Source organism: Bacillus sp. NEB1478 (assembly GCF_031582965.1).
Classification (GTDB): domain Bacteria; phylum Bacillota; class Bacilli; order Bacillales; family Fictibacillaceae; genus Fictibacillus.
Genome location: NZ_CP134049.1, coordinates 2,429,478 through 2,443,873, shown reverse-complemented (window position 1 = coordinate 2,443,873; position 14,396 = coordinate 2,429,478). Strand labels below are relative to the sequence as shown.

Here is a 14,396-nt window from a genome sequence, read left to right as displayed (position 1 = left end):
ATATAAGAAAAGAGGCTCGGAAAGGTATAGTCCCGTGCCTCTTATCTTAGCAAAACAAAAATGTTCTGCTGGAATTAGCACCGTGCCATACGCTTTAATTCATTCATTCAGCGGCTCCCCCTAAATTGCGGGCGCCCCATTTCACAATGGAATTACGGTCGGTTGCTGGGTTTCATCGGGCCATATCCCTCCACCTGCTCTTGATAAGAGACCTGTTATTCAATTAAAAGTACAAGGCGAAATAATATTCGCACAATTCATAATCGTTATACTACATCGATAATAAAAGGTTGTCAACCACATTTTTGGGAAAAGATTACGAATTAATACAAATCCACACGACGGTCATTTAATGCTGGAACCTTTGTGCGAACTTCATCAACGAGCGTTGATGAAAGGTCTGCAACTAAAATTTCTTCCTCTGTTTTTGAAGCTTCCGCAACGATCTCACCCCATGGATCTATAATCATCGACTGCCCGGCAAAGGTATTATTCGGATCACTTCCTATACGGTTGCAAGCAATGACATAACATTGGTTTTCAATGGCTCGCGCGATGAGCAAAGCCCGCCAATGAATCTCTCTCTGGATCGGCCATTGTGCAGGAACGAAAAGTACTTTTGCCCCATTTAAAAAAGGTTTGCGAATCCATTCAGGAAAGCGGATATCGTAGCAGATAACCCCTGCCGAAAGAATGCCATCCACCTTGAATAAACCAGTTGCATCTCCTGCTGAAATGTATTTTTCTTCATCCATCAGTGTAATGAGGTGGGCTTTTGAATAAGTTCCAATATGCTCTCCATTTCGGTTAAAGCTCATCATTGTATTGTAAACGGATTGCTCGTTTCTCATGGCAACAGAGCCGCCAATTATGTTGACCGCAAACTCTTTTGCAAGAGAGCTTAATAACTTCTTGGCTTTTTCGCCGTTATCATCGCTGATTACATCTAATCTGGTTAAATCATAACCGGTATCCCATAGCTCAGGAAGAACAATTGTATCTGGCTTATAAAGGTGTACTGTCTCACGTATCTTTTTTTCAATATGTTCATAGTTTAATTGCGGTTTGCCAAATTGAACATCCACTTGTATGCATGCAATTTTCATTGAATAACAACCCTCCATGGTAAAAAAAAGTCTTTACAGAATTTCCTTAAGCGTATAACATAACTCATTAGAATTTCAAGAACATTCAAATTAGACTGGAAGTGATTCTGTGAAACGTTTTGAACAGGCAGAGGTTTTGGGAAAGCTGCCGGAACAATTTTTTGCTAAGCTCGTAAAAAAAGTAACGGATTATGTGGATCAAGGTTATGATGTTATCAATCTTGGACAAGGTAATCCAGATCTGCCTACACCAAATCATATTGTTGACGCACTAAAAGAAGGGGCAGATCATTCGGGTTATCACAAGTATTCCCCTTTTCGCGGCTACCCGTTTTTAAAGCAGGCCGCTGTTGATTTTTATAAACGGGAATATGATGTTGATCTCGACCCTGATAAAGAAGTAGCTGTTCTTTTTGGAGGCAAAGTCGGACTTGTTGAACTTTCTCAATGCTATTTGAACGCTGATGAAGTTGCACTTGTTCCTGACCCAGGCTACCCGGATTACTGGTCAGGCATTGCAATGGCAGGAGCAAGAATGGAAACGATGCCACTCAAAAAAGAAAATGAATTTCTTCCTGACTATAAGAGCTTGGATGAAAGCGTGCTGAATGAAGCGAAACTCATGTTTTTAAACTATCCGAACAACCCGACTGCAGGTGTTGCTACAAAAGAATTTTTTGATGAAACTGTGAAGATCGCTAAAGACCACGATATTTTAGTTTGCCACGATTTTGCGTATGGTGCGATCGGATATGACGGGCAAAAGCCAGTAAGTTTCCTTCAGGCTGATGGTGCAAAGGATGTAGGAATCGAAATATATACATTATCTAAAACATACAATATGGCTGGGTGGCGTGTTGGTTTCGCGGTCGGAAATGAACAAGTCATTGAGTCAATCAATCTATTACAAGATCATTTTTACGTTAGTCTTTTTGGCGCTGTTCAGCATGCAGCGGCAGTTGCTTTAAATGGACCACAAGACTGCGTGGATGAACTCGTCCAAACTTACGAAAGGCGACGAAATGCATTTATCGGGCGGTTAAAAGAACACGGATGGAGTGTCCAGGCGCCAAAAGGATCCTTTTTCTGCTGGCTCCCAGTTCCTGATGGATTCACTTCAGAAACATTCGCTGATCATGTGTTAGATAAAACACATGTTGTCGTAGCACCGGGAATCGGGTTCGGAAAAGAAGGTGACCGATACGTACGGGTCGGGCTTCTTACTTCAGAAGAGCGGCTAATAGAAGCTGCAGACCGCATTGCAACGTTGCTATAAATTTTTTTGTTGACAGATCGTAATGACCCTGTCATAATCACATTTAACATTATATTCAAACAATTTGCACTCTTATTAAGAGCAGGTGGAGGGACTAGCCCGATGAAACCCGGCAACCATTCAGCTTATTTTTTATGCTGAAAACGGTGCTAATTCTTGCAGTCTATAAAAGGACTGAGAGATGAGAGGAAGCGTGGACTGTGATTTTTGGCGCCCCTTCCTTCTTGGATGGGGCTTTTTATTGTGTTTGATCATTGATAAGCGTCGAATCTCGTCGTCAGTTTTGTTTTCTCGGTGCTCATGTAGGAGGACTACATTCCGCGCCTCGAAACCTTCACTTTCTCGACCTTCTCGCTTCTAAATGATCAAACGATTGGAAGATCATTAATAAGCGTCGAATCTCGTCGTCAGTTTTGTTTTCTCGGTGCTCATGGAGGAGCCAATAAATGATTCCTAGACTTTCTTGCCTTTAAATGTTCAAAGGATGAAAAGTTTATAGCAAGTTTTGTGTTTGAAAGGAGTATAACAACGATGAGTAAAGTAACAGCGACATATTTGGTACATGATAAAAAAGGAAATTTGGAAAAGAAGGCTGAGGGGATCGCACTCGGTCTGACTGTAGGATCGTGGACAGATCTCCCGCAATTAGAACAAAATCAGCTGGAAAAACATAAAGGCACTGTAGAAAGTGTCGTGGTATTGGATGACGACAATAAAACAAATCAATTTTTAGGAAGCAAGCGTACAAAAGGATTAATTAAAATTTCATATCCTGCTGCCAATTTTTCACCGGATCTTCCGGCGATTTTAACGACTATTTTCGGGAAGCTGTCACTAGATGGTGAAATAAAGCTAGTAGATTTAGAGTTAGATAAGCATCTGGAGCAGCGTTTCCCAGGGCCGAAATACGGTATTGATGGTATCCGAAATATTCTCGGTGTTCACGACCGGCCGCTCGTTATGAGTATCTTTAAAGGAGTATTAGGCAAAGATATATCATTTTTTGAACAACAGCTTTACGAGCAAGCTTTAGGCGGTGTTGATCTTGTAAAAGATGATGAAATTCTTTTTGATAATCCGCTCACACCGTTTGATGACAGAATAAGAACGGCAAAAAAAGTGTTGCAGCAAGTTCAAGAACGAACAGGTGAAAAAACACTATACGCAGTTAACTTAACTGGACGTACGAGTGAACTGAGAGATAAAGCGAGGCTTGCAGCTGAGTTAGGTGCGAACGCTTTACTTTTCAACGTATTGTCGTATGGACCTGATGTTCTTCAAGAACTGGCAGAAGATAAAGAAATTCCGCTGCCGATTATGGCCCATCCAGCGTTATCAGGAGCAATTGGATCTTCATCCCTTTATGGAATTGGATATTCTGTTCTATTAGGAAAATTATTAAGATATGCTGGTGCAGATCTCGTCTTATTCCCAAGCCCATATGGAAGTGTTGCACTTGAACGCGGTGAGGCACTCGGTATAAGTGAAGCATTGACAACAGACAATATCAAGCTTGCAAAATCTTTTCCAGTACCATCAGCGGGAATTCATCCGGGACTGACACCTATTTTGTTCAAAGATTTTGGTGTCGATAGTGTGATTAATGCAGGTGGTGGAATACATGGCCACCCGGATGGAGCAGCTGGCGGTGCACGAGCTTTCAGGCAAGCGATCGATGCAGTCGTCAGAGGTGAAGACTTCGAGAAATATGCTGAACATCATCCTGAACTTTTAAAAGCATTAGAGCTTTGGGGAGGAGTGCCTGCTACATGACTAGCCAACCTGTGATTTTTTGTGATTTTGATGGAACGGTCACTGAAAAAGATAATATTGTTGCCATCATGGAGGAGTTCTCACCAGAAGGATGGCAGCCAATCGTGAACAATATCTTGAATGAGTCAATCTCGATTCGAGAAGGGGTAGGGAAGTTGTTTTCCAGAATATCAGCTAATAAACGGAATGATATTATCCAGTTTGTTCTAACCAGATCAAAGATAAGAGATGGTTTTGAGGAATTTATCAATTTTACAAAAAAAGAAAACATACCGCTTTACATTGTGAGCGGAGGGATCGACTTTTTTGTTCATCCTGTTTTGGAAAATAAGTTAGAGACAGAACACATCATCTGCAACGGCAGTATTTTCACAAAAGATTTTATTGAAATTACATGGCCGAATTCTTGTGATGAGCAATGCACGAATGATTGCGGCTGCTGCAAACCATCTGTCATTCGTAACTTAGAGGAAAAGCATCCTCATTCTCAAAAAATAGTAATCGGTGATTCAATAACAGACCTTCAAGCAGCCAAGTTAGCCGATGTTGTATTTGCCAGAGATTACTTAATAGAAAAATGTAAAGAAAATTCAATTCCGTATACGCCTTTTGAAACATTTTTTGATGTGATTCATGCTTTAGTGAAAAAGGAGGTAAGAAGTTGACGATACATGAAGAACGCTGGAATGAACTAGCTGATGTAAAGGACGAACTTGCTGCAAGAAACTGGTTTCCTGGAACAAGCGGCAACGTATCGATCAAAGTGTCTGACGATCCGCTTACGTTTTACGTTTCAGCAAGTGGAAAAGACAAAACAAAACGCACAGCTGAGGATTTTTTATTAGTAGATGGAGAAGGGAAAGCTGCAGAACAAACTTCACTAAAAGCTTCGGCGGAAACTGGTATTCATTGCGAGGTCTACAAACTAACGGATGCGTGCTGTTGTCTTCATGTCCATACCGTCGACAACAATCTTATTTCTGAGTTGTATGGAGATGCTGGGAAAATCACGTTTAAAGATCAAGAGCTAATCAAAGCATTTGGTATCTGGGAAGAAGACGGAAGCATTACAGTTCCAATCGTAAAAAATCATGCTGATTTGGAAATGCTGTCAAAGACTGTTGCTGAAGTCATCACACCAGAAACGAAAGCAGTCTTAATCCGAAACCATGGTATTACAGTGTGGGGAAGAAATGCTTTTGAAGCGAAAAAACATCTAGAGGCATTTGAATTTTTATTTTCTTATCAAATCAAGCTTCAGTCACTGGCTTTACTAAATAAAAAACATAAATTCAATTCATTTGGAGGGGTTAAATATGGCACATTTAAGATTTCATGATAACAATGAAAGAATTGAACCACAAAATGAGGTAGAGTCTTATTTAAATAGCCAAGGTGTTATTTATGAAAAGTGGAATATCGAAAAATTGCCAGAGAATCTTCGTGAAAACTATAACTTAACAGATGAAGAAAAAGCAGAAGTGATTCATACATTCCGCGGGGAGATTGATGACATTTCTAAACGAAGAGGTTATGTGACAGAAGATGTAATTTCCTTATCTGATGCTACGCCTAACCTGGATGAAATGTTGAAAAACTTTTTGGCAGAGCATCATCATACAGATGACGAAGTTCGTTTTATCGTATCAGGTCACGGGATTTTTGCGATCGAAGGTACGAACGGAAGATTTTTCGATGTAGAGCTTGAGCCTGGCGATCTAATCTCCGTACCAGAAAATTACCGTCATTATTTTACACTGCAAGAAGACAGAAAAGTTGTTGCCGTCCGCATTTTTAAAGCAAAAGAAGGATGGGTTCCAATCTATGATAAAGAACCTCAGGAAGTAAAATAGCTAAATGGTAAAAACAGCCCGCTGAAAATTTCAGCAGGGCTGTTTTTACGAGCGGAACCAGATAAATATGCGCGCCATACGGAAAATATGCGCGCCATTCCCTATATAAAACAAAAACACCGGTCGCCTGGTGTTTTTTTATTGTTGCTGTTCTTTTCTCAGTTTTATTAGTCGATACGTATGAAGTACGATGACTTTCAAAACCGCGTACACAGGAACTGCAAGAATCAATCCAAGCAAACCGCCAAGGCTTCCAGCAACGAGCAAGATCGAGATAATCGTAAGCGGGTGAATATCGAGCTTTTTCCCCATTACTTGCGGAGAAATCAAGTTACCCTCTATCTGCTGTGCAATCACCATAATTATAAGTACTTTAATGACCATTGCAGGAGAGTCAACTACAGCAACTATAAGAGCCGGTACGACTCCAATAATGGGTCCTAAAAAAGGTATGACGTTCGTAAACATGGCAATAATCGCTAGGATCAAAGAATATTCAATTCCGATGATCAAATAACCGATATAAAGCATCGTTCCTACACATACACTTACAAGAATCTGACCTTGGATGTATGAACTTAACGCAATGTCCATGTCTTTTAAAATTTTCCAGCCATTGTTGCGCTGTCTTTCAGGCAATGTCTGCAGTACCATCTGCGGTGCTTTCTCGCCTTCTTTTAACATGTAGTACAAAATGAAAGGAACCGTAACAAAAATCATAATAATGTTCGTGATTATTCCAATGAAGTTCGCGATGTTTGTTCCAATGGTCTGTACACTGTGTGATAAGTAAGAAGATATCTTATCTGAGATTTCTTTTACATCGAATTGATCGCTTTCCTGAAAACGATTTACCCATTCGTTTTGCTGAAGATCATTTAATTTTCCACGAATCGAATCAATGAGAGCAGGAGTATTTTCGATTAGATTGCTTACTTGTCTCTGCAAGATCGGTCCGATTGAATAAAACAGTAATACGAACAAACCGATCGCAAGCAAATAAATTAGCAAAATTGAAATAACTTTAGGAACTCTCCTTTTATGAAGAAACTGCACGATAGGACGGAATAGATAGTACAAAACGCCGCCCAGTAAAAAAGGGAAAAATAATGTTTGTACAAGGACCACTACTGGTCGGAAGATAAAATCAATCTTTGTTCCTACTAAAATGACAAGAAAAATAAGCAGCAATCCGTAACCAAAACGAAAAAACTTTGACTGTGGCATCCCAAAACCCCTTGTATTCTCAAAATATAGATACATTATACACAGGATGGAAGAACTTACACAAATATTAGTTGAACACTGGTACAAGAAGGAAAGCATATGATAAGTAAATGGGCAAATGTATTCGACTTGCAGTTTGAAGAGAGAAAGGATGAAACCAATGTGCGGAATAACAGGTTGGGCAGATTGGAATCGAAACCTCAATGGAGAGAAAAATATACTGATTAAAATGGCAACACCATTATCTAAACGCGGACCTGATGCTTTGAATGTATGGAGTACGATTCATGCGGGGTTTGGCCATGCACGTCTTGCAGTAGTTGATATCGAAGGCGGAGTTCAGCCGATGACCAGATACAAAAACGACAAGACGTATACCCTTTGCTACAACGGAGAGCTGTATAATACGGAAGATATTCGAAAAGAACTACTGAAAAGAGGGTATAGGTTTGAAGGTCATTCAGATACAGAAGTGCTCCTTGTCTCGTACATGGAATGGGGAGAAGCCTGTATTGAAAAATTTAATGGAATCTTTGCGTTTGCGATATGGGACGAAGAAAAAGAAAGCCTGTTTTTAGTTCGTGACCGATTAGGAGTGAAACCTTTCTTTTATTATGAAGGCGGCGGGACATTGCTTTTTGGTTCAGAAATGAAAGCCATTCTCTCACATCCAGATATTAAAGCAGAAGTCGATCGTGAAGGCTTGCAAGAAGTTTTTGGGCTAGGACCATCGAGAACACCAGGTAATGGTGTTTATAATGGAATCAAAGAGCTGCGTCCTGCACACGCGGCAACATATACGAAAAATGGTTTAAAAATATGGCGCTATTGGAATGTTGAGAGCAAACCGCATCAAGATTCTTTAGCAGATACGATTGAAAATGTAAGGTTTCTTGTAAATGACGCCGTAACACGTCAGCTTGTCGCAGATGTACCGGTTTGCACATTTTTATCTGGCGGAGTCGATTCGAGCGCAATAACAGCCATTGCGGCTAAATATTTTCAAGAAGAAAATAAAGGTGAACTTCATACATTCAGTGTTGATTATGTTGATAATGAAAAATATTTTAAAGCGAGTGACTACCAGCCGAACTCAGATGCGCCATGGATAGAAAAAATGGTGGAGGCAACAGGTTCTGTTCATCATCGCTGTGTCATTGATAACGAACTGCTGATCAACCATCTTCGTGAAGCTGTAACCGTTCGTGATCTGCCTGGCATGGCAGACGTCGACTCTTCACTTCTATGGTTTTGCCGTCAGATCAAACCGCAGTCAACAGTTGCTTTGTCAGGTGAATGTGCAGATGAGATTTTTGGAGGATATCCATGGTTTCATAAAGAGGAACTTATGAATCGGGCAATGTTTCCATGGATGCGTTCAACGGAAGCAAGGCAAAACCTACTACACGATTCATGGGCAAGAAAATTAAATCTATCATCATATGTTCAGCAGCGATATGAAGAAACAATAAATGAAACACCTGTATCAGATGGCGAATCAAAATTAGAAGCAAGAAGACGAGAAATCTTTTACTTAAACATGCTCTGGTTTATGACAACGCTATTAGACCGGAAAGACCGCATGAGCATGGGAGCCAGCTTGGAAGTTCGAGTACCTTTTGCAGATCATAGAATCGTAGAATATGCGTGGAACATCCCTTGGGAAATGAAAATGCTTGGGGGCAGGGAAAAGGGAATTCTTCGTAAAGCTTTAACCGGAATTCTGCCTGATGATGTATTGTACCGAAAAAAAAGCCCTTATCCAAAAACATTCCATCCGGAGTATACAAACGGCGTAAAAGATTGGCTGCAGAACATCGTGAACAAGAAAAGCTCTCCGTTGTTTGAAATACTGAACCGAAATAAAGTTCAAGAAATTATCGATACGAACGGAGAAACATTTAAAGAACCATGGTTTGGCCAGTTAATGACCGGACCTCAGCTCATGGCGCATTTAGCACAGATCGACAGCTGGCTGACAGATTATAATGTAAACATAATAGATTAATTCAAAAAAATGATTTAGAAGGTATTATTCTATTATCCTTTTAAGTCATTTTTACTTTTAGACGGCATATCCAAAAACTGAAAGACTGATTTGATAGTTAATGGCGAAAGTAAAGAGTTTAAGGATGAAAACCCACTTTTTCAGTGGAATCGTGTAACAGAAAAAAGAATATGTTTTGTAAAACAAACAAGAGCTGATCCTAGTGCGGCAAGCACACTTTTAAATCAGCTCTTAATCATTCGTCAAGCAGTTGCTTCACTTTTAACCAAATGTTTTTTCTGCCAGCCTCGTTTTCGCCATCTCCATAACATAAAGAGACCGCGCAGCCATTCATCCGCCGCAAAGGCTATCCAGATTCCAGTCAAACCAAGTTCGAACACAATTCCAAGCAAATATGCCAGCGAAACACTCACTCCCCACATCGAAATGATACCCATCATAATCGGGAAATTCACGTCTCCAGCTGCTCTTAAACTAGAAATAATGACAAGGTTAAAAGAACGGCCAGGCTCAAGTAACAGTGTTAAATATAATAACTTCGTGCCTTCATTCAAAATTTCCGGGTTATCCGTAAAAATGGACAATAGAGGTTTTGCAAAAAGAGATGCCACACCAGCCATCAAGAAGCTGATGATCATCGCGTAAGTCTGACTTCGCAAACAGGTTTTATATGCTTTGTCATAAGATTTTGCCCCGATTAAGTGTCCGATTATGATCTGTGTACCTTGACCAATAGCAACTGCGAACAGAAAAATGAACATCATAATGTTAAACGTATACACTTTTGTCGTCAGAGCAGTCGTACCTAACATCGTAATAAAAAAAGTCACGACCATTTGCGAACCGCTGTAAGAAAGGTGTTCGCCAGCAGAAGGAAGACCGATTTTTAGTACACTTTTAATATGAATCGGGAATAATTTGAATGATTGCTTAAAAGGTAATGGAAACGGAGAACGTTTAACTAACAAGAACAAAATAACGAGCAGTCCTAGAAAACGGCTGAAAGAAGTCGATATGGCTACTCCCTCTACACCTAAAACAGGAAAGCCGAACGCCCCAAAAATAAATAAATAGTTACCGATCACGTTCAATATGTTCATACCGATCGTGACAAACATCGCATCTTTCGTAAAACCATTACTGCGGATTGCAGCTCCTGCAGACATGATGACAGATTCAATAAAAACAAAACCGCCTACAATCAGCAAATAACTAGACGCTTCTTCCATCAGTTCAGGAGGGGTATTCATCCATTTTAAGAATAAGTCTCCCCAAATGACTAAAACGGCACTAATTACTATACCAAAAATTAAATTTCCAAGTAATGCGACAACAGCTACTTCTGCTGCTGTTTTCTGAAGCTTCGCCCCGAGTGATTGAGCAATAACAACTGTAGCCCCTGTTGCTACAAAACCGAACATAACGATCACGATTGATAATAGCTGATTAGTAAGACCGACAGCTGCAACGGAATGATCTGAGTACTGACTGAGCATGAGGGTATCTGCATTGCCCATCAGCATGTGAAGCATAATGTCTATGAAAATGGGCCACGTAATGGCAAAAAGGGAAAGCTTGACTGCTTTATTTCCTTTCATGTAAATCCCTCTCCATCTATGGATTGAAATGTATTTTCCTATTGTACAATAAATTGATTGTTATGAAATGAAAACCCCCTACTTTTTTTACAGTAAGGGGAAGTTTTATTTACAGTTTTCTATAGATGCTGAAGCCATAAGCTGGTAATGATCGTGAATAATCCCCACCAAAAATCAATTCGTAATTTTTCGGGATATCAAATGCAGGTTCAGCTTCCTCTTCATCTGCATTTAATAATATGAGCATGCTATCTTCATTAGACGCTCTTTCATACACGATTGAATGACCTTCAGCATACAAGAAATTCAACGATCCTTCATTAGCTAAAACAGAATATTTCTTACGAAGCGAAAGAAGACTTTGAACGTGTTCAAATAAATCAAGATCTTGTTTTTCTACGTTCCACTCCATACATGCTCTGCAGCCAGGATCTCTCATACCGCTCATTCCTATTTCATCACCATAATAAATACAAGGCGTTCCTTTAAACGTCAGCATCAGTAGAAAGAGCTGCTTTAATTTATCCTTGTTGTCATGGCAAAATGTTAATGGACGGGCTGTATCATGTGATCCTAGCAAATTAAAAGCCACTTCATTCACATTTTCGGGATACATATTCATTACAGCTGTAATTTTTTCTGAAAAGGTTTTTGCATCGATCTTCTCTTTTGCTACAAAATCAAGGACCGCATCTGTAAAAGGATAGTTCATGACTGCATCAAACTGGTCTCCTTGAAGCCAGCCGATTGAGTCATGCCAGATCTCTCCGAGTATATACGCTTCTGGCTTAACGGACTTTACCGTTTTTCTAAAGTCTCTCCAAAAAGAGTGGTCAACTTCATTTGCCACATCAAGTCTCCAGCCATCGATATCAAATTCTTCAATCCAGTATCGTGCGACTTTCAGTAAATACTCTCGAACTTCAGGATGCTCGGTGTTTAGCTTAGGCATCGTTTTTTCAAATGCAAACGTATCATAATTTGGACGAGGTTCAGTCTGAATAGGGAACTGATGAAGATAGAACCAATCTTTATAACGGGAGTTTTCTTCATTTGCCAGCACATCTTGAAAAGGCTCGAAATAGAATCCGCTATGATTAAATACTGCATCCAACATCACTTTAATGCCGTTTTCGTGACAAACCTTTACTAATTTTTTAAATGTTTCTTTATCCCCAAATTGAGGATCAATTTCTAAATAATTAATCGTGTCATATTTGTGATTGGATTTAGCCTTAAAAATAGGAGTGAAGTAAATTCCTGTTATTCCAAGCTTAACTAGATAATCAATGTGATCGATGACACCTTGAAAATCTCCTCCAAAAAAATTATTAGGTTTAGGTTCCTCACTGCCCCAAGGGAGCGCGCCATCTGGATCAATACTTGTATCACCATTTGCAAACCGTTCGGGAAAAATTTGATACCAAACCGTATCTTTTACCCAAGATGGTGCACGGAATACATCGATTGCATTTAGAAAAGGAAAACAAAAATAATAGGCTGTATCATCTAAAGGTGGATCTTGATAAAAGCCTTTTTCGGTATAACAAACAGTTTCATTGTTGCTTTCCAGAATAAATCCGTAACGTAATCGGCGGTGAGGTGGTTTTATATCAATAAAATAATAGTCAAACCATTCATCGGTTCCGCTTAATTGCATAGGAGCAAGTGAAGTTTGCCACCCATCTTTTGTCCAGTCGTATGGATCGCCATATAATAAAGACGCTTTTTGAACATCACCTTTTTTCGTCCTAATTCGGATATGAAGTGTCTGATCGTCATACGCATAAGCAAAACTGTTGCCTGGTCTGTGATAAATCGCTTCTTTTAACATCGAATATACTCTCCCTTCAACTAAAAAGAGGGCACAACCTAATCGAACTTAGGTTGTACCCCCACAAGTGTACATTGCCTTCAAATTGTTAATGGTTGTAGTATAAACAGTTCAATTGTTTAAATCAAGAAAAATGAAAGCGAATTCAAAAAAAGTTAAAAAACTATTGTAAAAATTCAACAGGGAGGTATAATGAAATTGAGCAATCAATGCAATCGTTTTCATAAACGACAAAAAAGTACATATTTCAGTTGGGATTTATTTTTTTGATCCATTGTGCAAACGTTTGTATGCTTTTGATTTTTTATATTTAATGGGGGGTACATTCATGAAAAAGTTATTAGCATTGCCTTTAACTTTTGCTCTTGCTGCAAGTGCTCTAGCTGCTTGCGGACCGCAAGATGACGACAAGTCAACAGGCGGGAAAGAAGCTGCTGGTGACAAACCAGATAAGCTAGTTATTTGGGAAGACCAAGAAAAAGGTGTTGGAACAACGGATGCTATTAAGAAATTCGAAGAGAAATACGGCATTAAAGTTGAACTAAAAGAAATTCCAATGCTAGATCAGCAAGAAAAGCTTCGTCTTGACGGACCAGCTAAAAAAGGACCAGATATTATTACAACTCCACACGATCGTATTGGACCTTTAGCAATTGAAGGTTTAATCACACCGATCGAAGTGGCTGATGATACTACAAAACTTTACACAGATTCTTCTATTAATGCACTAACTTACGATGGAAAACTTTATGGTCTTCCAAAATCAACTGAAACACCAGTATTTATCTACAACAAGAAGCTTATGGATAAAGCTCCTGAGTCTTTAGATGATTTACTTGCTTTCTCGAAAGGTGACAAAGGCGGAGCTCAATACGGTTACTTAGCTAACTGGACAGATTTCTACTTTGCTCATGGAATTCTTTCAGGTTTTGGTGGATACGTATTTAAAGATGACAACGGCAGTCTAGATCCTAAAGATGTTGGACTTGCTAACGAAGGTGCTGTTAAAGGTCTAGAATACATCAATAGCTGGTACAACGACGGATTATTCCCTAAAGGAATCATCGGTGAAAAAGCTGGATCGACAATTGATGGGTTGTTTACTGAAGGTAAAGCTGCATCTGTAATGAATGGTCCATGGTCTTTCCAAGGTTATAAAGATGCTGGTATTGACATCGGTGTTGCTCCTATGCCTAAACTTCCAAATGGTGAGTATGTGAAAACATTCATCGGAGTTAAAGGATATAACGTAAGTGCATTCTCTGCAAACAAAGAATGGGCTACAAAGCTTGTTGAATTCATCACGAACGAAGAAAGTGCAAAAGCTCGTTATGAAAAAACAGCGGAGATTCCACCAGTTGTATCTCTAATGAAGGATCCAATTATTGCAGATAACGAAGCAGCAAAAGCAGTAGCTGTTCAATCTGAACGTGGTGTTCCAATGCCTAACATTCCTGAAATGTCAGAAGTTTGGGCTCCAGCTGCTAATGCACTTCAATTAGCTGCAACAGGAAAATCTAAGCCTCAAGCTGCATTAGAAAGTGCAGTTAAAACAATTAACGATAACATTAAAGCTAACCACAGCAAATAATAATGGATTTATTGAAAGCGGTACCCAGCGTTGCCGGGTACTGCTTTCTCTCACTTAAGGTGTTTGTTGGAAAGGTTTTGCTGGTAAGGGTCCTGAAATCTTTCGAACAAAACACCAAAACTAATGTGAG

General features: G+C 39.5%; 11 protein-coding genes and 2 riboswitches. Of the genes, 7 read left to right on the top strand and 4 right to left on the bottom strand.

All coding sequences use genetic code 11. The features are described 5' to 3' along the window. Positions 1-38: 38 nt before the first annotated feature. Positions 39-210: riboswitch (SAM riboswitch) on the bottom strand. Positions 211-323: 113 nt separating this feature from the next. Then, complete coding sequence (locus tag RGB74_RS12110; protein ID WP_310759558.1) at positions 324-1,106, bottom strand: carbon-nitrogen family hydrolase; 783 nt, start codon at positions 1,104-1,106, stop codon at positions 324-326. A gap of 109 nt (positions 1,107-1,215) precedes the next feature. Between RGB74_RS12110 and RGB74_RS12105 the strand changes: the two genes are divergently transcribed. From RGB74_RS12105 to RGB74_RS12085, 5 genes are all read left to right on the top strand, one after another. Continuing rightward, complete coding sequence (locus RGB74_RS12105; RefSeq protein ID WP_310759557.1) at positions 1,216-2,382, top strand: pyridoxal phosphate-dependent aminotransferase; 1,167 nt, start codon at positions 1,216-1,218, stop codon at positions 2,380-2,382. A 69-nt stretch (positions 2,383-2,451) separates the two neighbouring features. Next, a riboswitch (SAM riboswitch) is annotated at positions 2,452-2,570 on the top strand. 343 nt (positions 2,571-2,913) lie between these two features. Further along, positions 2,914-4,155, top strand: coding sequence for a 2,3-diketo-5-methylthiopentyl-1-phosphate enolase (locus tag RGB74_RS12100; RefSeq protein WP_310759556.1), 1,242 nt, complete (start codon positions 2,914-2,916; stop codon positions 4,153-4,155). After that, on the top strand, positions 4,152-4,820 hold the full coding sequence (locus RGB74_RS12095; RefSeq protein WP_310759555.1) for a 2-hydroxy-3-keto-5-methylthiopentenyl-1-phosphate phosphatase: 669 nt from the start codon (positions 4,152-4,154) through the stop codon (positions 4,818-4,820). The genes RGB74_RS12100 and RGB74_RS12095 overlap by 4 nt, the downstream gene beginning before the upstream one ends. Beyond that, positions 4,817-5,494, top strand: coding sequence for a methylthioribulose 1-phosphate dehydratase (locus RGB74_RS12090; protein WP_310759554.1), 678 nt, complete (start codon positions 4,817-4,819; stop codon positions 5,492-5,494). Before RGB74_RS12095 ends, RGB74_RS12090 begins: the two co-directional genes overlap by 4 nt. Then, on the top strand, positions 5,472-6,008 hold the full coding sequence (locus RGB74_RS12085; protein WP_310759553.1) for a 1,2-dihydroxy-3-keto-5-methylthiopentene dioxygenase: 537 nt from the start codon (positions 5,472-5,474) through the stop codon (positions 6,006-6,008). The genes RGB74_RS12090 and RGB74_RS12085 overlap by 23 nt, the downstream gene beginning before the upstream one ends. A gap of 138 nt (positions 6,009-6,146) precedes the next feature. On the opposite strand, the gene RGB74_RS12080 is transcribed toward RGB74_RS12085, so the two are convergent. Next, positions 6,147-7,235: an AI-2E family transporter gene (locus RGB74_RS12080; RefSeq protein ID WP_310759552.1), complete on the bottom strand. Its 1,089-nt coding sequence runs from the start codon at positions 7,233-7,235 to the stop codon at positions 6,147-6,149. A gap of 160 nt (positions 7,236-7,395) precedes the next feature. Here RGB74_RS12080 and asnB point away from each other — a divergent pair, with 160 nt between their 5' ends. Beyond that, on the top strand, positions 7,396-9,243 hold the full coding sequence (asnB, locus tag RGB74_RS12075) for an asparagine synthase (glutamine-hydrolyzing) (protein ID WP_310762865.1): 1,848 nt from the start codon (positions 7,396-7,398) through the stop codon (positions 9,241-9,243). Positions 9,244-9,485: 242 nt separating this feature from the next. Here the strand turns inward: asnB and RGB74_RS12070 are convergent, their stop codons facing one another. Together RGB74_RS12070 and RGB74_RS12065 are read right to left on the bottom strand one after the other, a co-directional pair. Further along, positions 9,486-10,841, bottom strand: coding sequence for an MATE family efflux transporter (locus tag RGB74_RS12070; protein WP_310759551.1), 1,356 nt, complete (start codon positions 10,839-10,841; stop codon positions 9,486-9,488). 109 nt (positions 10,842-10,950) lie between these two features. Further along, the gene (locus tag RGB74_RS12065) at positions 10,951-12,675 is read right to left on the bottom strand and encodes a glycoside hydrolase family 13 protein (protein ID WP_396135966.1); all 1,725 of its coding nucleotides are present in this window, start codon (positions 12,673-12,675) and stop codon (positions 10,951-10,953) included. Between the two features lie 328 nt (positions 12,676-13,003). On the opposite strand from RGB74_RS12065, the gene RGB74_RS12060 reads away from it, so the two are divergent. Further along, entirely contained in the window at positions 13,004-14,266 is a 1,263-nt protein-coding gene (locus RGB74_RS12060; RefSeq protein ID WP_310759550.1) for an extracellular solute-binding protein, read from the top strand. Positions 14,267-14,396: the final 130 nt, after the last annotated feature.